The organism is Terrimonas sp. (assembly GCF_003075435.1).
Lineage (GTDB): Bacteria > Bacteroidota > Bacteroidia > Chitinophagales > Chitinophagaceae > Agriterribacter.
This window is the reverse complement of sequence record NZ_QCZJ01000002.1, coordinates 115382-134584: the sequence shown is the minus strand read 5'-3', so window position 1 is coordinate 134584 and position 19203 is coordinate 115382. Positions and strand designations below refer to the sequence as shown.

Here is a 19203-nt window from a genome sequence, read left to right as displayed (position 1 = left end):
CTGCTTAATCCTGGTATGAAGCGTAGGAATAGCTGTTTAAACCCCGGCACTATTGCATGGATTGCATCCACCCCTGAACAAAAGTCCTTGCAGGTTCCACCACTTCTTTGCCTGCCCGGAAAGCCATTTTCCAGTAAATGCTTTTGGCTTCATAGTCAGGATTGGAAAAATACTTTACGCCTTTCTTTTCATATAACTCAGCGCCAAAATTGATGTCTCTGGTTTCTTCCATGAACCGTAACAGGCGTTGTTTTATAAACTGCTGGTGACCGGCGGGGTATTTGGTCTCCCAGGCTACTATTTCTTTCGCGTAAGTATCCTCCCTGTTTTTCACCAATACCGGGTAGCCTTTCCTGTAACCTGCTATGGATTTATTGTTAGGATCTTCTGCCTGCTGTAGCTGTTTGCTGATGGATTCCAGCGTTTTTTCAAAAACAGGCTTCATGGCAGCGTCCGCTTTTTTCAGTTTTTGCTCTACATCTAACATACTCTTCTTTGCATTCTCAATTATCTCCTGCTGAAATTCCTCAGGCGTTTTTACATAGTACATCACCGGTTTCTTCTGATCACGCAACGCGTTGTATTCTTTAATAAAACCGGCGCTGCTTACATATTGTTTTGTGTATTCCAGCAGGCTGTTGGTTATGCCTGTGCGATTTCCTATGGCAATATTTTTAATGTTTTTTACACCATAAGCATCCAGGTAACCATCCAGCAGGCTGCTGCTGATTTTACTGTTTGCATCGGCTTTACTGATTCCTAACTGTTTTAAAAAATCATCCGCTATTTTTTTATGTACGGTAAATGAAAACAGGAGAAGTGACAGAAAACCTGCTGTTATAATTGTAATAAAGGTTTTAACAGAAAGAATGTTTTGTTGTTGTGTTGCCTGATGTGTCATATGCGAATTTTAAATTGGTTTAATGAATTATTTGTTGTGTGTTTACGATTTTACAAATTCAACCCTCCGGTTATTGGCCCTGCCTTCTTTGGTATTGTTATCGCTTACAGGATTTTGCTCCCCGGCTCCTTCGGTTTGCATCCGGCCGACATCAATGCGATAATCGTTAATAAGAGATTGTTTCACTGATCCGGCTCTTTTCTTTGACAGCTCAAGATTAGCAGCTTCATCCCCATCGTTGTCTGTATGACCAATGATATTTATTTTCAGCTCCGGGTTTTTGGCAAGAATAGCTGCTATTTCACGCAATACGCCATTACTCTCTGGCAACAAAACAGCTGAATTAACATGGAACCGGATGCCGGTCGTGGAAAATTTCCCTTCTTCAAGCAGCTTATGCCTTGTATCCGGCAGACCTTTTGCTATTTTGATATTATTGATGGCATAACCTACTTCCTCTTCCGGCCCGCCATATCTTTTCACAATGAAATAAAGCTGGTTGATGTTTGCACCGCTAACAATAGCCTTTGGCAAATCATACAGCTTCTCTTCATTGAACCAGATGCGAAGCCTTTCTTTTTGCACCTGCATGGCTATATGAATGATTTCATTAAATGTCTGTACCCTGGCAACCGGTTTTTTAATGTCGGTTTTTAAATGCACTGTGCCGTTAGCAAATGTTTGCAGGTGAACAGAAGCATTGCTGTTTTCAGAAGGCTGGATATTCATTTCGGTAGCAAATGTGGCTGTATAGTTTTTCAGCAATGCATTATCGCCAGGCGATAAGCTTCCGGAGGATAATACGCCCCAGGTCAATTCAGGAAAAGGTGCTTTTGGATTAGTGCGGCGCAGTACAAGGTCAAATTCAACCGTGCAATTTTCAGTAAAGGAGGCGGTATTGTCGGTGAGATAAGCAGTGTTTTGATAGAATTGCACCCAGTTGCCACTGAAAGCATCCAATGTTACTACAGCGCCTGTGCCATTACTGTTCCAGCCCGCGGGAAGCTCGCCCATATTATCCGTTGTAAAATCGTTGCTGTAAATCACTTCTTCACCTGGAATAAAGTCGTACTTCACGTATAATTTTTTTCCGGCAATAGATGTATCGCCTATGTTTTTCTGTGAGGCTTCATTTTTTTTAGCAGGTTGTTTTTTCCCTTCTATTATATCAAGTCTGTCATCAATAGTATGATCAATTTTCTTGTCTATACGGGGGGTAGTTTTATTTTTTACTTTGTCGTTTATTTTTTCTGTCCAACCCTTTAGCTGGGCATTTGCCAGTGCAGGCAGAACTGTTAACAGGAGGATGAAAATTTTCTTAGTCATATTGATTTGCTTTTCGGCTGCAAATATGAAAATGACATAAAGCTGAAAAAAGCATGGCTGTTATCAAACGGAGAGAATATTACATGAAGCGACTGTTAAAGGAAATTATAAACGAATTGTACTCTTGCAGAAAAAGCAACCGGAGGAGATTAGCAATTTTACTGTCGGATACCTGATTAGCTATCAATTTTTTTTTGGAATAAAAAACTATTACTTCCAGCACCCTTGCACATTCTTTTCTACACAACACTACCTAAACTTCGTCCGCTTATTTCTCCGTTTCATCGCATGCTGCATTGTCCGAAGATGCTGTCCATTCTAATTTACACCCGCATTCATAAAAATCTCACTTATGCATAAACATTTTTTAATTACCTGTGGGAATTATACATAAATATGAGTATCACAACAATCTGGTACCGTTGTGAATATAAATCGTAATACTAATGCTATGTTCCTGTACAGTTGAAAATAAAATTTCACAAAAACAATTATTCTTATAACGATCAATCATTTTTTATGGACATTAAAAATATCATTTACGCATTTGCCTGCCTTTCCTTTGCCGTGGTTACAGGCGCAGCTATTTATGAACATATAGCCGTAGTGCCCCGGTGGAGCGCCGCGCCGCCTGTTTCGCTAAGCATGTTCCAGGGTAAGTATGGACTTAATCCCACACCTTTCTGGATAGCCATTCACCCTGTCACGTTGTTATTATTGTTTGCTTCTATCATCCTGTTCTGGAAAACAGGCAGCAGGTCCTACCTGTTGATAACATCTGCAGGTTATGTGCTCGTTTTAATCATCACATTTGCTTTTTTTGTACCTGAGCTGATCGCTATTACCGGCACGCCCTATTCAGAACACATGAATGACTCCTTAACAAAGCGGGCAAAGCAATGGGAGATATTAAGTCTTGTGCGGTTATCTTTTTTGATTATCCTGGCTATCATAGTGTTTTTGGGTCTTACCAAGTCGAAAGTGCAGCTCATTTGATGGCTGCGCTTTTTCAGAGCAGGGCCACCGGAGGCTCTAATCTAAATTAAAATCCAACGCCTCACAATAGAAAGAATGTTTTGCTCTAGCCTTTCTGTTCTTATGCTCCATTCCTGCTATAGCAAATACAGGAGTTTTTTTCAGAAGAAATGAACCAACAAGCTTAAAAACAGCTTTTCTTCTGATTTTTTTTGAAAAAATATCAGTCAAAAAATTTTTCTATTTATTTTTAGTGCTACATTTGCTGCGCAATGAAAATCTCAAGAGCATACCGTTTTTTTTATTTTTACTTCTACTTTACCGGTAGACCGGGATTGCTTTTGTTGAAAAAATAGAAACAAACTAGTTCGACATAAGAATCCCGGCAAAAGCCGGGATTTTTTTATGACATCTGCTATATGTTTCGCATTTAAATAATTTATGAGCAATATTAAATCGGCTAAACTAACAGAGACTAACAGTGTTGCGGCAACAACCAATGGCTCGCAACACAAATCCAGTCCCAAACCGTCATTAATAGCTATACAGGGCTTTGAAGGAAGTTTTCACCAGGTAGCGGCAAGGCATTTTTTCGGTAACAATGTAGAAGTAATTTGCTGTAATACTTTTAAAGAAGTTATTAAAACAGCTTCCGGTAAAAAACAAAGCGATGGCGGTATGATGGCAATAGAAAATTCCATTGCCGGCAGCATTCTCCCCAATTATAATCTCCTCAAAAAAAGCAAACTTAAAATAACCGGTGAAGTTTACCTGCATATCCGCCAAAACTTAATGGTAAATCCGGGTGTAACGCTTGAAGATATAAAAGAGGTACACTCCCATCCTATGGCGCTTCAGCAATGCCTTGAATTTTTGGATAAACAGAACTGGAAGCTGGTTGAAACAGAAGATACTGCGCTTAGTGCAAAACACCTTCATCAGCATAAAAGCAAACATATAGCTGCTATTGCCAGCGAGCTTGCCGCGCAATTATTTGAACTCGATATCATAGGTCCTGATATTCACACACAGTCTAACAATTATACCCGCTTTCTTGTGCTTCAGCACGAAGATCTTGCGGAAGTAATTGAAAACGCCAACAAGGCTTCTGTAAATTTTCATACCGACCATTCAAGAGGAAGTTTAGCGAAAGTGCTTACCCAAATTGCGGAAGGCGGTATTAACCTGAGCAAACTGCAGAGCTTCCCTATTCCAGGTTCAGATTTCAGGTATTCATTTCATGCTGATATGGAGTTTGATTCACTCGATCAGTTTTACAGCGTTATCCGCGACATAAAAAAAACAACAGAAGATTTGAAGATTTACGGTGTGTATAAAAAAGGCGAACATTTCTCATAACAGCAACGGCATTTATAAATAAAATATTACCAGGCAAAATGATTGTAACAGCAAAACGATTAGAAGGTATTGGAGAATACTATTTTTCTCAAAAGCTCAGGGAGATTGATGAATTAAATAAACAGGGAAAACAAATTATCAATCTCGGTATAGGAAGCCCGGACCAGCCTCCACACCCTGATGTAATTAAGGTATTGCAGGAAGAAAGCGCCAAACCGAATGTTCACGCATACCAGAATTATAAAGGTTCACCAATATTAAGAAAAGCTATTGCAGATTGGTATGAGAAATGGTACCATGTTACACTTAATGCTGAAACAGAAATATTGCCGCTGATCGGAAGTAAAGAAGGTATAATGCATATCTGCATGACCTATATTAACGAGGGAGATAATGTATATGTGCCCAATCCCGGCTACCCCACTTACAGAAGTGCCGCTAAATTGGCCGGAGGTAATATTATTGAATATGCTTTGGAAGAAAAGAATGACTGGAAGCCTGATTTTAAATTATTGAAAGCGCAAATTAAAAATTCTGCTGACGGAAGAAGTCCCTTGTTTTTTGTGAACTATCCCCATATGCCAACAGGGCAATTACCTACAAAAGCATTTTTTGAGGAATTGATCAGCTTCGCGAAAGAAACCGGGGTATTACTCGTGCACGATAATCCATATAGCTTCATTCTTAATGAAAATCCGTTAAGCATACTAAGCATTGAAGGGGCTAAAGATGTAGCTGTAGAATTAAATTCTTTAAGTAAATCTCAAAATATGGCAGGCTGGCGGGTAGGTATGATATGCGGCGCCAAAGAAAGGATTGATGAAATTATAAAATTCAAGAGTAACATGGACAGCGGCATGTTTTTACCGGTTCAGCTTGCTGCTGCAAAAGCCCTGGGTTTGGGTAAAAACTGGTATGATGATGTAAATGCCGTATATAAAAAGAGAAGGGAAAAAGTGTTTGAACTGCTCACGTTACTCAATTGCAGTTTTTCAAAAACGCAGGCCGGCATGTTTGTTTGGGCAGCTATACCCGAAGGTTATAAAGATGGGTTTACCCTGAGCGATGAAGTATTGTATAACGCCAATGTATTCATTACGCCGGGTGGTATTTTCGGAAGTGCCGGCAATAATTATATCCGTGTGAGTCTCTGCGGCAGCGAAGAAAAAATAACAGAAAGTATTGAACGAATTAAAGCATCACGAAAAGGAAAACAATAAACAATGTTTCACTCTGTCACAATTGTAGGCGTTGGTTTAATAAGCGGTTCTTTTAGCCTTATTTTAAAAGATAAAGGACTTACCCAACATGTTATTGGTGTTAGCCGCACGGAAAGCAGTATTAAAAAGGCACTGGAATTAGGTATTATAGATGAAGCCCTCCCCCTGGAAGAAGCGGTTAAAAAAAGTGACCTGGTATATGTAGCCATCCCGGTTGATGCCACTATTCCGATGATGCAGCGGATAATGAACCTGGTAACGGATAAGCAAATTGTTGTAGACGCGGGATCAACAAAGCAGGCGTTGTGCGAAGCCCTGGCTCACCATCCTATGCGGAGCAGATTTGTGGCATCCCATCCCATGTGGGGTACGGAATACAGCGGGCCGGAAGCAGCAGTTCGCGAAGCGTTTTCCGGGCGCACCTGTGTGATATGTGAAAAGGAAAAAAGCGATAAAGATGCCGTTGAAACGGTAGAAAAAATATACAAAGAGCTGGGAATGCGTGTTACTTATATGGACCCCGTGAGCCATGATATGCATGCCGCTTATGTAAGCCATATTTCACATATTACTTCTTTTGCATTGGCTAACACGGTGTTGGAAAAGGAAAAAGAAGATAACGCGATCTTTGAATTGGCAAGCGGAGGTTTTGAAAGCACTGTTCGTTTGGCAAAAAGCAGCCCGGCTATGTGGCTGCCTATTTTTAAACAAAACAAGGAACATGTGCTGGATGTGTTGAATGAACATATCACCCAGTTAAGAAAATTTAAAAGCTGCCTGGAAAAAGAGAACTATGAATACCTGCAGGAGTTGATGGAAAGCGCCAACAAAATCAACAGAATTATTAAATAAGGTGCCAATTACCCTCTATAAAAAGCTAAATAATAAGGGTTATCAGCCAAATGAGGGTTATCTTTGCGAAAATTTTTTTATTATATGATGACATTTGAAGGGTTAGGTTTGGATGAGAAGTTGGTTCAGGCTACAGATGCCCTGGGTTTTACAAACCCCACTCCTATACAGGAAAAGGCAATACCGGTATTATTAAGCGGCACTAAAGACCTGGTAGGATTAGCACAAACAGGTACAGGCAAAACAGCAGCCTTCGGGTTACCACTGCTGCAATTGGTTAACGAAAAAGAAAGATTTCCCCAGGCATTGATCGTTTGCCCCACAAGGGAGCTTTGCCTGCAGATCGTGAATGAAATAGAATTATTCAAGAAATTCATGCCCGGCATGCATGTGGTGGCAGTGTATGGCGGCGCTTCCATCGGGGCACAAATAAGAGATTTAAAAAGAGGCGTACAGATTGTAGTTGCAACACCCGGCAGATTAATAGATCTTATTGAAAGAAAAGCCATCAATCTTGAGCAGATAAAATACGTGGTGCTGGATGAAGCAGATGAGATGCTGAACATGGGTTTCCAGGATGATATTGAATTTATCCTGCAAAACACACCCAACCGGCAAAGCACCTGGTTATTCAGTGCTACTATGCCACCGGAAATACGTAGGGTAAGCAAAAAATACATGCAACAGCCTGTTGAGGTTACGGTTGGTAAAGTAAATACAGCCAATAAAAATATTGATCACCAGTATTATATTACGAGTGCACAGCACCGTTATGAAACGCTGAAAAGATTAATAGATTTCAATCCTGGTATTTACGGCATCATTTTCACCCGCACAAAGGCAGATGCACAAAATATTGCGGAAAAATTAACGAGAGAAGGATATGATATTGATGCATTGCATGGCGATCTTACCCAACAGCAAAGAGACAAGGTGATGGGTGAATTCAGAGAGAAGACATTACAATTACTGATAGCTACAGATGTGGCAGCAAGAGGTATAGACGTGCAGGGTATTACGCATGTAATCAATTACGAATTACCTGATGATGTAGAAGTATACACACACCGCAGCGGGAGAACGGGCAGAGCCGGTAATACCGGAATATGTATGTCGATCATACATAGCCGTGAAATTGGTAAAATACGCCAGATTGAAAGAATAGTACAGGTTCCTTTTCACAAACTGGAAATACCCGGTGGCAAGGATGTATGCCGTAAACAGTTTTATCATTTTATGGATAACCTGCTTCAACTGGATATAGATGACAGCAGCTACGAGCCTTATATTCCAATGCTGGAGGAAAAATTTGCTGATGTCAGCAAAGAAGAGATTTTAAAAAGGCTGGCAGCACAGGAATTCAAACGGTTTTTAAAATATTATGAAAACGCTGAAGATCTTAATGTAAGAGAAAGGACAAGAGAAGTAAGAGGCAGAGAAGAAAGATCAGGATACGACAGGCGCGACAGGAAGGATTCCGGGAGAAGCAGGGAGTATTCAGGCAATGGCAGGGGCGGTGATTATGCAAGGTTATTTGTAAACCTGGGCACCAAGGATGGTTTTTATAAAGCCAGTTTCTTACAGTTCATTCTTGATATGAGTGACCTTAGAAAAGAAGTGCTCGGCAGAGTTGATATGAAGGAAATGAATAGCTGGATTGAGATAGATAAAAGAGCAGCAGGACAAATGATCCGTGCTATTGACGGCAAAAAGTATAAAGGAAGAAGCATCAGGATGAATGATGCTGATAGCAGGAGGTGAGGAAAGGAGTCAGGCTTAGGGTTTAGGGAGTCAGGAATAAAATGCAGCGGTGTGAATAGTGAATGTTGCACTACCTGTAACCTGTAACCTTAGCAGCAAGCTCAGAGCCAAAAGATGTATATTTTAAAACAACAATAAATTAATACTATATGCAAGCGGTTGAAAAAAATGCCAAAGAAGTTGTACTGGAGAAATTGAATAAAAAGCCATTGATCATTTCAGGGCCATGCAGTGCTGAAACAGAAGCACAGGTAATTGAAACTGCTCAACGTTTGGCTAACACAGGTAAGGTGGATATGCTGAGAGCCGGTATATGGAAACCACGTACAAGACCAGGAAGCTTTGAAGGTATTGGTACAAAAGGATTACCCTGGCTGCAACAGGCAAAAAAATTAACCGGGCTGCCAACTACCGTAGAAGTAGCTACAGCAAAACAAACAGAAGATGCGCTGCATTTTGATGTTGATATGCTTTGGATTGGCGCACGCACTACAGTAAACCCATTCAGTGTTCAGGAAGTGGCAGATGCATTACGCGGTGCCGATGTTCCTGTATTAATAAAAAATCCTATCAATCCTGACCTTGAACTTTGGACCGGTGCGGTTGAGCGTGTGGCAAAAGCAGGTATTAAAAAAATCGGTTTGATACATCGCGGATTCAGCTCTTATGGCAATACCGATTACCGCAATGCACCTATGTGGCATTTGGCTATTGAAATGAAACGCCGTAATCCTGAGCTGATCATGATCAATGATCCTTCCCATATTTGCGGACGCAGGGATATACTGCTTGAAGTAGCGCAAAAAGCGATTGATCTTGACTATGATGGTTTGATGATTGAAAGCCATATTGATCCGGATAATGCATGGAGCGACGCCAAGCAGCAGGTTACGCCTGAGAAATTAGCTGAAATGCTTGATGCAATAGTATGGAGAAAAGAAGATGTGAATTCAGAAGCTTTTCATGCCGCGCTTGAAAAACTCCGTCAGCAGATCAATCATCTTGATGATGAAATGATGCAACTGCTTAGCCAGCGTATGAAACTCGCAGAAAAAATCGGGCAATATAAAAAGGAGAATAATATCACTATTCTTCAAACATCACGCTGGAATGAAATATTGGAAAGAGCTTTTGTAAGAGGAGAAAAAATTGGTTTGGGCAAAGAATTCATCACCAAGTATTTTGACGCGGTGCATATGGAGTCTATCAATCACCAGAACAAGATCATGAACGCCTGATCCTTCTCAGGAAAAGCAAGAGAACATGCAGGCGGGAAAGTATTCCTACATTTATGTACATGCTATTTGGACAACCATTAACAGGCAGGCTTTACTAAGCGCTATTGTTCGCAAAGTGCTGTTCCCGTTTTTAAAACAGCATGCACTGTCAAAAGGAATACAGCTGCTATCTGTAAATGGCATTCAGGATCACATACATATTGTTGTTAAATTAACACCACATCAATCTATAGCAGAGGTTATAAAACAGCTGAAAACAGATTCGGCAGACTGGGTTAATAACAATAAATTCCTGAGCGCTTTTTTTGACTGGGATGATAGCTTTTACGCGTATTCTGTCAGCCCTTCCAATATAGATAAGTCAATAGAATATATTAACCGCCAGGAAGAATATCATCAAACAAAAACAATCGATGAAGAGCTGGCAGCATTTGAGAAAATGGTGCTGCAGGTGAATGTGTGAAAGAGATGGTAAGACCCAGGAGGTAAAATAAAACTATAAACAACAAACGATAAACCAGTACAACTTGACCACAGAAACATATTCTTTCAGTAAAGCTTCTACTACATATTATTTTGATGCAACGTTTGCGCAGCTAAAGAAGATAGTTGACATCAAATCGGCCATTATCATTACAGATGAAAACCTGTTTAAAGCACATCCTGAAAAATTCAAAAACTGGAATACGATTGTACTCAGAGCAGGCGAGCAATATAAAATACAGGCAACAGTTGATACCATCATTGAGCAGATGCTCAATATGGAAGCAGACCGGAAAACAACATTGATTGGTATTGGCGGTGGTGTAATTACAGATATTACGGGATATGTTGCATCCATATATATGCGTGGCATTCCATTTGGATTTGTGCCAACCTCTGTGCTGGCAATGGTTGATGCAAGTATAGGAGGGAAAAATGGTATAGATGTAGGTGTATATAAAAACATGGTGGGTATTATACGCCAGCCATCATTCATTCTGCACGATTTAAAACTGCTTGATTCTTTATCATTGCCTGAATGGCAAAATGGTTTCGCGGAAATTATCAAGCACGCCGCTATAAAAGATGCCCCTATGTTCGCAGAGCTTGAAAAGAATACCATTGATGATTACAGAAAAGACAAAAAGAAAATGGCTTCACTTATTCATCGCAATGCGCTTATTAAAATTAAAATAGTGCAGAAAGATGAATTTGAAAAAGGCGACAGGAAATTGCTCAACTATGGGCATACGCTTGGTCATGCTCTGGAAAATCAATATGAGCTTTCTCATGGTCAGGCTATTGCTATCGGCATGACATACGCCGCTGAAATATCAGCAAAATTGCGTGGCTTTAAACAAACCGAAAAAATAGTTGCCACTCTTGAAAAATACGGGTTGCCTACTTACGCTGAGTTTAATAAAAAGAAAGCAATTGAAGTATTGAAGATGGATAAGAAGAGGGTAAGAAAGGAAATGAATTATATACTACTGGATAAAATAGGTAAGGGCGTAATTCACACTATACCTTTAACCAAATTAGACAAAATAATAATGGCATTATAATATGATTGCTACTATACAGCCATCAACACTTTCAGGAAAAATACAGGCGCCTGCCTCAAAAAGCTCAATGCAGCGTGCATGTGCCGCAGCATTGATACACCGGGGTGAAACAACAATTCTCAATGCCGGTCATTCCAATGATGATAAAGCAGCGCTGGGCATTATTGCAGCTTCAGGTGCTGTTGTGCAGCATAATATATCTGCCAGCGAAATTGAGGTAAACAGTACTGCTAAAAATGTGCCTTCGGATGTGAATTGCGGCGAAAGCGGTTTAGGTATCCGCATGTTTGCACCACTGATTGCTCTAAACCAAACCCCTGTTACCATCAATGGTGAAGGCAGTTTACTTACCCGGCCAATGGATTTTTTTGATGAAGTTTTTCCGCAGTTGGGCATTAAAGTGGAGTCGAATAAAGGGAAACTCCCGATAATCCTTACCGGTCCTCTTCAACCCCAAAATATTACCATTGACGGCTCATTAAGCTCGCAGTTTCTTACGGGCTTGCTGATGGCGTATGCTGCCGCGGATGCATCAGATATAACCATTACTGTAACCAATCTCAAGAGCAGGCCATATATTGATCTCACTTTAAAAGTGATGGAGGCCTTCGGGATGAAGGTTCCGGTAAATAACAATTACGAATCTTTCTATTTTGAAAAGAAAGAAAGAAATAAACCGGGAAAAATAACCTATACCGTTGAAGGAGATTGGAGTGGCGGGGCATTTCTCTTGGTTGCCGGCGCCATTGCAGGTAATATTGAAGTGATAGGGTTATCCGAAACATCAACCCAGGCAGATAAAAAAATACTCGAGGCTTTAAAAGATGCCGGCGCCGGAATGAAAATCAATGGCGACCATATCGGCTTATCACCAAAGCCATTAAAAGCTTTTAGCTTTGATGCTACAGATTGCCCTGACCTGTTTCCACCTTTGGTTGCTTTAGCGGCTTATTGCAATGGCACAACAACCATAAAAGGTGTGAGCAGGCTTGCACATAAAGAAAGTAACCGCGGATTAACACTGCAGGAAGAATTTGGTAAGATGGGGTTGACAGTTGAATTGAATGGCGATATTATGCTGGTGCATGGCGGCAAAGGGTTAACCGGCGCCAAAGTACACTCAAGACATGATCACCGTATAGCTATGGCCTGTGCGGTAGCTGCGCTTAAAGCAGATGGTGCTACTGTGATAGAAGATGCTGAAGCCGTGAACAAATCATATCCCGACTTTTATGAAGATATAAAACAACTGGATGCAGGCGTGGTAACCCATCAGCCGGCAAACAGCGTACATTAATTTTTGCAAGTATACATTACCGTTATATGAACTCATTCGGCAGATTTTTTCGTATAAATATATTTGGTGAATCTCACGGAGAAAGTGTAGGTATTTCCATAGACGGTTGCCCTGCAGGGCTATCGCTTAAGGTGGATGACTTTCTCGCAGATATAGAAAGAAGAAAAGGCGGTACACAAAAGGGCACAACGCCAAGGCAGGAATCTGACCTGCCCATTTTCAAAAGCGGTATATTTAATGATACCACTACCGGGGCGCCAATCACGATTTTGTTTGAAAATAACAATACAAGATCAGGAGATTATCAGAAACAAAGATCAGTGCCACGCCCCGGCCATGCCGATTTTGTGGCACAAAAAAAGTTTGGCGGCTTTGAAGATTACAGGGGGAGCGGTCATTTCAGTGGAAGATTAACTGTAGCCCTTGTTGCAGCAGGCGTAATAGCTAAAAAACTATTAGCCCATGCTGCCAGTATTAATGTAGCCGCTACCATTCTTGAAATTGGTGGTGAAAAAGATATAGAAGCAGGACTGCAAAAAGCCATTGAAGCCAAAGATAGCATCGGCGGCATTGTTGAATGTCGTGTTAACGGATTACCTGTTGGATTGGGAGAACCTTTCTTCAATTCTGCAGAATCATTATTGAGTCATGCGGTGTTTGCCATACCTGCTGTAAGAGGTGTTGAATTCGGAACCGGTTTTGCTGCTGCAAAAATGTTTGGCGTAGAACATAATGATGCAATCGCGGATATGAGTGGCAAAACAATCACCAATCATGCAGGAGGCATTGTTGGTGGAATTACCAATGGCAACGAACTTGTTTTCCGTATTGCTATAAAGCCCACATCGAGTACACCAAAAACACAACACACGCTTAACTGGGAAACCGGGGAGATGGAAGATTTTTCTGTAAAAGGCCGCCACGATCTTTGCATTGCTCTAAGAGTACCGGTCGTTCTTGAAGCTGTAACCGCTTTTGTACTTTGCGATTTGATGATGGCAGAGCAAAAGATTAAACGTATATTGTAATTTCATTTTACGAACGATTGCTATGGCACTTATTTACCACATTACAACCCAGCCTGAATGGGATGCAGCTAAGGAAACGGGGTACTATGTCTCTCCGTCATTAAAGGAAGAAGGTTTTATACACTGCAGTGAAGACAGGCAAATTCCCGATGTTTTAAACAGGTATTTTTCCGGTAAAACAAATCTTGTAAAACTCGCCATTGATACTGACAAATTAACCAGCCAATTGATCTATGATTGGTCTAACGCAATTGAAGACACATTCCCTCATATATACGGTCCAATCAATTTTGAAGCAATTGCTCAAATAGAAAAAATTTAGCCTGGCTTTAGGTTTGAAAACCTGTAAATAACTCCTTCAGTTGATATATGTTTATTCGTGTTTAAACATTACAACAAGTATTGTTTGATGTATGATAGAAAGTAGCCCTAAGTGTTTCTTTTTAGGAGATATTATGCGGTTTTCTACAAGCTGCATAGTAATTTTACTTTCCCATTGCGGGATAATACTAATTCGATCACGACCTAAAAACACGTTTATGAAAAGTTTATTAATTATCACCGGTATTATCCTTTTATCCTTCCAGATTAACCGAATCATTGTAAACAATACTGAAGAAGTGGCAACCGCTTCTGAAGCAAAAGTTTTAGGTGATAAATATATAACCCGGGAAGATTTGCCGGAGATTGCTCCTGTTTACAGGTCTGCCAAATCTACTACAAATGAAACCTCAGTTGCTGAGCATGCAGTGATAAAGACTGTTGCTGCTGCAAAAGTGGAAAAGAATACCGCAACAACAGAGGCAAAAAAATCCTCATTATCTAAAGATTACAACAATAATTTCAGAACGTTGCACAAGTTACTGAAACAATCAGGAAACTATATCGCTTTATCTTCCGTGCAATTCAATTCGAATGAGCACAACGCGCTTGATAGTGAATCATTCCAGTCTGTAATGGCTTTTGCTGATAGGCTTGTATTTGATGAAACTTTAAAAGTAAGCATCGCCGGGTTTACTGATAACAGGGGCTCTGCTGAATATAACCAACAACTTTCTTTATCGCGTGCGGAAGACGTGAAAAAATATTTTGTGGAGTTAGGTGTAAAGGAAAACCAGATCATGATATCAGCTAATGGGATTCTTGATCCTGTAGCATCAAACAGTACTACGGAAGGAAGGGCACAAAACAGGAGGGTTGAAATGGTACTGATCCAGTAAATACGATAAATATATATTCGGGACGGGGATATATAATATATATTCAATCTGGAGGTGAAAAGCAAAAGGTGAAAAATCCTTTGACTTTTCACCTTTCTTTTTTAAAAAATTTCCAGGTAAATTATAGCACCAGCATAGCATCGCCATAGCTAAAGAACCTGTATTTATCCTTTATGGCTTTTTTATAAGCTTCCATTGCAAGATCGTACCCTGCAAAAGCGCAGGTCATAATTAGCAGGCTTGTTTTAGGCAGATGGAAATTGGTTATAAGCGAATCTGCAATAGAAAAATTATACGGAGGATGAATGAAAGTGTTTGTCCATCCCTCAGAAGGCTTCAATAATTTTTCTGCTGTAAAAGATGATTCCAGTGCACGCATGGTTGTAGTGCCTACAGAACAGATTCTTTTACCTGATGTTCTTGCCTTATTTACGATAGCGCAGGCTTTATCTTCAATACGGTAATATTCTGCGTCCATTTTGTGTTTACTCAGATCTTCCACTTCAATAGGGCGGAAAGTGCCCAATCCTGTATGAAGCGTAACTTCAGCAAAACGTATACCTTTTATTTCAAGACGTTTGATCAGCTCAATACTGAAATGCAAACCGGCAGTAGGAGCAGCTACAGCGCCTTCGTGCTTTGCATATACCGTTTGATAACGTTCCCTGTCTTCCTCGTCAGGTTTGCGTTTAATGTATTTTGGTAAAGGTGTTTCACCCAAAGTATTTAAAACAGTTTTAAACTCTTCATCAGTGCCATCAAAAAGAAAACGGATGGTACGTCCGCGTGAGGTAGTATTGTCAATTACTTCAGCAACCAGGTCTTCTGATTCTCCGAAATACAATTTATTGCCTACTCTTATTTTACGTGCTGGGTCAACAATAACATCCCAAAGCTTATTCTGATGATTTAATTCGCGGAGCAGAAACACTTCTATTTTAGCACCCGTTTTTTCCTTACGGCCATACATACGCGCAGGAAATACCTTGGTATTGTTCACTACAAAAACATCTTTATCATCAAAATAGTCAAGTACATCGCGGAAGTGCTTGTTTTCAATATTGCCTGTATCGCGATGCACAACCATCATACGTGCATCTTCTCTTTTTTTGGCCGGATGTTGAGCGATTAAATTAAGTGGAAGGTCGAAACGGAATTGCGAAAGTTTCATTTGGATGTTTATTATTTGTTTACAGTCACATGAAACTTGCCCATAAAAGCGGGAGGGAAATCTTGCCGGAACCTGATCTTACGGTACCAGGTTTCATGTAAATAGCTGTTTTACAGCGTGCAAAGGTAAGGATAATTATTATCTTTTATTATTTTTTTTAAACACGGCAGTTGCTTTTTGCCATGTTAGGCTTGCCTTCTAATTTTATTTTAAATCAAGGAATGGTGGGTTTGACACAATTCAAACCATTCATTTCCTCACCATTAAAATAAATGCCCAACCTCTTAGACTACTGCCATGAACAGCATATCAATAATAATGATAGCGGAAGCGGCATATATCGTATAATCAAAAATGAGAATAGTACAGTGCCATCAATGCATTTTATTAGTGCAGATTAGCATTGCGAACCTTTGAAAGGTTCGCAATGCTAATCTCAAATTCCCTTTGGAATAGCTGCAATCAACGTTCGGGTATATTCATTTGCAGGGTTATTATAGATATCTTCAGCATTACCGGCTTCTATTATTTTACCTTTATACATAACCATTATTTTATCGCTGATATATTTTATAACAGAAAGATCATGCGAAATAAAAAGCATCGAAAATCCAAACGCTGCTTTCAGATCATTTAAAAGATTAAGCACCTGCGCCTGCACGCTCACGTCAAGCGCGGAAACCGATTCATCACAAATAATAAAAGAAGGATTTAATACCAACGCTCTGGCAATGCCTACCCGCTGGCGCTGTCCACCACTGAATTCGTGCGGATAATGATCATAATGTTCCGGCTTTAATCCTACACGGAGCAGTATATCAATTACCATCTCTTTACGCTCGGTATTATTGCTGCCCATATGGTGTACTGTAAGCACTTCCCTTATCGCGTTTCCAACCGTCAACCGTGGATTCAGTGATGAATATGGATCCTGGAAGATGATCTGTATGTCTTTTCTTTTTTCCCGCAGCAACCCGTTACTTAGCGAAAGCAGGTTTTCCCCCTTATAATATATCGCTCCTGCTGTTGGCTCAACAAGTCTTAGCAAACTCCTTCCCAGGGTAGTTTTACCACAACCCGACTCTCCTACCAACCCTAGTGTTTCTCCGGGCTGAATCGTAAAACTTACATCATCAACAGCTTTAATAAAAGCGCCGGGGTTATTTTTTACCGGAAACCAAACCTTGATATGCTGTGCTTCCAGCAGGGGTTGGGTACCTGCTTTATTTAAGCCGGATGCCGTCGTAGCGGGTATTGTATTTTCAACATTATATGCGTTTACCTGTTGTGCTTTGTTCATGAAATCACTTACCACAGGCAACCGCTTTCCTTTAGGATGCATTGCAGGCCGGCAGGCTAACAAGGCCCTGGTATAAGGATGTTGTGGATTTTTAAAAAGGTTTTGTACAGTGTTTTGTTCAACAATGCTTCCCTTGTACATCACAATAACCCGGTCTGCTATTTCTGCCACCAACCCTAAATCATGACTGATAAAAATAACTGCTATCTCTTTTTCAGCCTGCAGTTCTTTTATCAGCTGCAATATATTTTTTTGAACTGTTACATCCAGCGCTGTTGTAGGTTCATCGGCAATAAGCAATGCCGGCTCGCAACTCACCGCCATTGCGATCATTACCCGCTGCTTTTGTCCGCCGCTCAGCTCATGTGGATAACGGTTATATATAAGCGAAGGATCAGGCAGTTTTACTTTTTCAAACAAAGCAATTGTTTTTCTTTTTGCCGCTGCCTGGCTGAGTTTCTGGTGTATGCGGATCGCTTCCGTAACCTGGTGACCGCAGGTAAATAAAGGGTTAAGCGAGGTCATCGGCTCCTGGAAGATCATGGACACGCTGTTTCCCCTAAGCTGCTGCAGCCGCTTGCCCGAAACACGCAACATATCAGTATTATCCCCTTCTTGTCTATGGATAAGAATTTCACCAGCACTATACTGTGCCGGAGGAGAAGATAATAGTTGCAGCACAGATAAAGCTGTAACGGATTTTCCTGAACCGGATTCTCCAACTACGGCTACCACTTCTCCTCTGCTTACCGTAAAAGATACCTGCTGCACCGCATGGGTCGCAGTGCTTTCATTAATGAAGTTTATAGATAAATTTTGTATGGATAATAGTGGTGCTGACAACTAAGGCTGAATTTTATTGATATTCTTTATATGCAGAGATTGAGAAGGCGTTGGATAATAAGCCATGCATACCGCACAGTTTTCCTGCTCCGGCGCATTATCTATTTCAAAGGAAAATTCATCTCCTTCTTTTAAATTTTCTTTGCCAAAGCTGCAGCGGTTAGCCACTGAAAAAGATTGCTTAAAGGTTTGATTTCTTTTCTCATCCTTCCAGCCCCCGGCTGTTTTTGAAGCATCAATATTGCCAGCAACCACTTCAACCACATAATGTGCACAAAGCTCACTTATCACTAATTTACCACGAAGCTTATTGCTGTTAAGCTTATTTGAACTGGTGCAGGCATGCAATCCTGCTGTCAGCAAAAGCAAATACAGATATTTCATAACTATAGTTTAAAATCTTAAATGTCGTACAGTTAATCCATCATTAATTAATTGTTTCAAAGAATCAATACCTATTTTGATATGGTTCTCAACATATCCTGAAGTTACTTTTTTATCACTTTCCTCGGTTTTGACCCCATCGGGAATCATTGGCTGGTCGCTTACCAGCAGTAATGCGCCTGTGGGAATTTTGTTATAGAATCCTACTGAAAAGATAGTAGCGGTTTCCATATCAATGGCATAAGCTCTTATTTTTTGCAGGTATTGTTTAAATTCTTCATCATGCTCCCATACTCTCCTGTTGGTTGTGTATACCGTTCCTGTCCAGTAATCCACGCCATAATCCCTGATAGTTGTGGATGTTGCTTTCTGCAGGGCAAATGCTGGCAGTGCAGGCACTTCGGGAGGAAAATAATCATTCGACGTCCCCTCTCCTCTTATGGCCGCTATCGGCAAAATAAGATCACCTATTTTATTCCTTTTTTTTAACCCGCCGCATTTACCTAAAAACAGCACTGCTTTGGGTTCTATAGCAGTAAGTAAATCCATTATGGTTGCCGCTCCGGGACTGCCCATGCCAAAATTGATGATGGTAATCCCATCCGCGGTAGCACATTGCATAGGCCTGTCTTTACCAACCACAGCCACTTTATGCCACTTCGCAAAAAGCCCTACGTAATTGCTGAAGTTGGTAAGCAAAATGTATTTGCCAAAGTTTTTTAATTTTTCCCCTGTATATCTTGGCAGCCAGTTCTGAACAATATCTTCTTTTGTATGCATA

The 19203-nt window shown here is 40.5% G+C and carries 19 protein-coding genes; 12 read left to right on the top strand and 7 right to left on the bottom strand.

Annotated elements, in window-relative coordinates:
* Positions 1 to 49 precede the first annotated feature (49 nt).
* Both DC498_RS03230 and DC498_RS03225 read right to left on the bottom strand, forming a co-directional pair.
* The gene (locus DC498_RS03230; protein WP_116872695.1) at positions 50 to 901 is read right to left on the bottom strand and encodes a hypothetical protein; all 852 of its coding nucleotides are present in this window, start codon (positions 899 to 901) and stop codon (positions 50 to 52) included.
* 42 nt (positions 902 to 943) lie between these two features.
* Positions 944 to 2227, bottom strand: a complete 1284-nt coding sequence (locus tag DC498_RS03225) for an OmpA family protein (RefSeq protein ID WP_116872694.1) — start codon at positions 2225 to 2227, stop codon at positions 944 to 946.
* Between the two features lie 519 nt (positions 2228 to 2746).
* On the opposite strand from DC498_RS03225, the gene DC498_RS03220 reads away from it, so the two are divergent.
* The gene (locus DC498_RS03220) at positions 2747 to 3223 is read left to right on the top strand and encodes a hypothetical protein (protein ID WP_116872955.1); all 477 of its coding nucleotides are present in this window, start codon (positions 2747 to 2749) and stop codon (positions 3221 to 3223) included.
* Positions 3224 to 3259: 36 nt separating this feature from the next.
* Here the strand turns inward: DC498_RS03220 and DC498_RS26075 are convergent, their stop codons facing one another.
* Positions 3260 to 3433 (bottom strand): hypothetical protein, encoded by a 174-nt coding sequence (locus DC498_RS26075; RefSeq protein ID WP_165813735.1) that lies wholly within the window; start codon positions 3431 to 3433, stop codon positions 3260 to 3262.
* Between the two features lie 210 nt (positions 3434 to 3643).
* Here DC498_RS26075 and DC498_RS03215 point away from each other — a divergent pair, with 210 nt between their 5' ends.
* The 11 genes from DC498_RS03215 to DC498_RS03165 all read left to right on the top strand — a co-directional run bounded on the left by DC498_RS03215 (position 3644) and on the right by DC498_RS03165 (position 14724).
* On the top strand, positions 3644 to 4561 hold the full coding sequence (locus tag DC498_RS03215; protein ID WP_116872693.1) for a prephenate dehydratase: 918 nt from the start codon (positions 3644 to 3646) through the stop codon (positions 4559 to 4561).
* Between the two features lie 38 nt (positions 4562 to 4599).
* Positions 4600 to 5781 carry a pyridoxal phosphate-dependent aminotransferase gene (locus DC498_RS03210; protein ID WP_165813734.1) on the top strand — a complete coding sequence of 394 codons (1182 nt, stop codon included), beginning with the start codon at positions 4600 to 4602 and terminating at the stop codon, positions 5779 to 5781.
* 3 nt (positions 5782 to 5784) lie between these two features.
* Entirely contained in the window at positions 5785 to 6633 is an 849-nt protein-coding gene (locus DC498_RS03205; protein ID WP_116872692.1) for a prephenate dehydrogenase, read from the top strand.
* An 84-nt stretch (positions 6634 to 6717) separates the two neighbouring features.
* Positions 6718 to 8394 (top strand): DEAD/DEAH box helicase, encoded by a 1677-nt coding sequence (locus DC498_RS03200; protein ID WP_116872691.1) that lies wholly within the window; start codon positions 6718 to 6720, stop codon positions 8392 to 8394.
* 149 nt (positions 8395 to 8543) lie between these two features.
* Positions 8544 to 9632: a chorismate mutase gene (locus DC498_RS03195; RefSeq protein WP_116872690.1), complete on the top strand. Its 1089-nt coding sequence runs from the start codon at positions 8544 to 8546 to the stop codon at positions 9630 to 9632.
* A 25-nt stretch (positions 9633 to 9657) separates the two neighbouring features.
* The gene (tnpA, locus tag DC498_RS03190) at positions 9658 to 10095 is read left to right on the top strand and encodes an IS200/IS605 family transposase (RefSeq protein ID WP_116872689.1); all 438 of its coding nucleotides are present in this window, start codon (positions 9658 to 9660) and stop codon (positions 10093 to 10095) included.
* 64 nt (positions 10096 to 10159) lie between these two features.
* Positions 10160 to 11179, top strand: coding sequence for a 3-dehydroquinate synthase (gene aroB / locus DC498_RS03185; RefSeq protein WP_116872688.1), 1020 nt, complete (start codon positions 10160 to 10162; stop codon positions 11177 to 11179).
* A 1-nt stretch (position 11180) separates the two neighbouring features.
* Entirely contained in the window at positions 11181 to 12476 is a 1296-nt protein-coding gene (aroA, locus tag DC498_RS03180) for a 3-phosphoshikimate 1-carboxyvinyltransferase (RefSeq protein WP_116872687.1), read from the top strand.
* A 26-nt stretch (positions 12477 to 12502) separates the two neighbouring features.
* Positions 12503 to 13504 carry a chorismate synthase gene (locus DC498_RS03175; protein ID WP_116872686.1) on the top strand — a complete coding sequence of 334 codons (1002 nt, stop codon included), beginning with the start codon at positions 12503 to 12505 and terminating at the stop codon, positions 13502 to 13504.
* Between the two features lie 22 nt (positions 13505 to 13526).
* On the top strand, positions 13527 to 13826 hold the full coding sequence (locus DC498_RS03170; RefSeq protein ID WP_116872685.1) for a DUF952 domain-containing protein: 300 nt from the start codon (positions 13527 to 13529) through the stop codon (positions 13824 to 13826).
* A gap of 217 nt (positions 13827 to 14043) precedes the next feature.
* Positions 14044 to 14724: an OmpA family protein gene (locus DC498_RS03165; RefSeq protein ID WP_165813733.1), complete on the top strand. Its 681-nt coding sequence runs from the start codon at positions 14044 to 14046 to the stop codon at positions 14722 to 14724.
* A 121-nt stretch (positions 14725 to 14845) separates the two neighbouring features.
* Here the strand turns inward: DC498_RS03165 and queA are convergent, their stop codons facing one another.
* From queA to DC498_RS03145, 4 genes are all read right to left on the bottom strand, one after another.
* Entirely contained in the window at positions 14846 to 15895 is a 1050-nt protein-coding gene (queA, locus tag DC498_RS03160) for a tRNA preQ1(34) S-adenosylmethionine ribosyltransferase-isomerase QueA (RefSeq protein WP_116872683.1), read from the bottom strand.
* 436 nt (positions 15896 to 16331) lie between these two features.
* A complete protein-coding gene (locus tag DC498_RS03155; protein WP_116872682.1) occupies positions 16332 to 18038 on the bottom strand; it encodes an ABC transporter ATP-binding protein in 1707 nt (568 codons plus the stop codon).
* Positions 18039 to 18422 (bottom strand): hypothetical protein, encoded by a 384-nt coding sequence (locus DC498_RS03150; RefSeq protein ID WP_116872681.1) that lies wholly within the window; start codon positions 18420 to 18422, stop codon positions 18039 to 18041.
* A 9-nt stretch (positions 18423 to 18431) separates the two neighbouring features.
* Positions 18432 to 19202, bottom strand: coding sequence for an AMP nucleosidase (locus tag DC498_RS03145; protein WP_116872680.1), 771 nt, complete (start codon positions 19200 to 19202; stop codon positions 18432 to 18434).
* Position 19203: the final 1 nt, after the last annotated feature.

Bases quoted from the DNA above. Each gene is read 5' to 3' on its own strand.
- DC498_RS03165 (WP_165813733.1), top strand. From the start codon at position 14,044: ATGAAAAGTTTATTAATTATCACCGGTATTATCCTTTTATCCTTCCAG.
- DC498_RS03145 (WP_116872680.1), bottom strand. From the start codon at position 19,202: ATGCATACAAAAGAAGATATTGTTCAGAACTGGCTGCCAAGATATACA.
- tnpA (WP_116872689.1), top strand. From the start codon at position 9,658: ATGCAGGCGGGAAAGTATTCCTACATTTATGTACATGCTATTTGGACA.
- DC498_RS03210 (WP_165813734.1), top strand. From the start codon at position 4,600: ATGATTGTAACAGCAAAACGATTAGAAGGTATTGGAGAATACTATTTT.
- aroA (WP_116872687.1), top strand. From the start codon at position 11,181: ATGATTGCTACTATACAGCCATCAACACTTTCAGGAAAAATACAGGCG.
- DC498_RS03150 (WP_116872681.1), bottom strand. From the start codon at position 18,422: ATGAAATATCTGTATTTGCTTTTGCTGACAGCAGGATTGCATGCCTGC.
- DC498_RS03225 (WP_116872694.1), bottom strand. From the start codon at position 2,227: ATGACTAAGAAAATTTTCATCCTCCTGTTAACAGTTCTGCCTGCACTG.
- DC498_RS03205 (WP_116872692.1), top strand. From the start codon at position 5,785: ATGTTTCACTCTGTCACAATTGTAGGCGTTGGTTTAATAAGCGGTTCT.
- queA (WP_116872683.1), bottom strand. From the start codon at position 15,895: ATGAAACTTTCGCAATTCCGTTTCGACCTTCCACTTAATTTAATCGCT.
- DC498_RS03215 (WP_116872693.1), top strand. From the start codon at position 3,644: ATGAGCAATATTAAATCGGCTAAACTAACAGAGACTAACAGTGTTGCG.
- DC498_RS03170 (WP_116872685.1), top strand. From the start codon at position 13,527: ATGGCACTTATTTACCACATTACAACCCAGCCTGAATGGGATGCAGCT.
- DC498_RS03200 (WP_116872691.1), top strand. From the start codon at position 6,718: ATGATGACATTTGAAGGGTTAGGTTTGGATGAGAAGTTGGTTCAGGCT.
- DC498_RS03195 (WP_116872690.1), top strand. From the start codon at position 8,544: ATGCAAGCGGTTGAAAAAAATGCCAAAGAAGTTGTACTGGAGAAATTG.
- DC498_RS03220 (WP_116872955.1), top strand. From the start codon at position 2,747: ATGGACATTAAAAATATCATTTACGCATTTGCCTGCCTTTCCTTTGCC.
- DC498_RS03175 (WP_116872686.1), top strand. From the start codon at position 12,503: ATGAACTCATTCGGCAGATTTTTTCGTATAAATATATTTGGTGAATCT.
- DC498_RS03230 (WP_116872695.1), bottom strand. From the start codon at position 901: ATGACACATCAGGCAACACAACAACAAAACATTCTTTCTGTTAAAACC.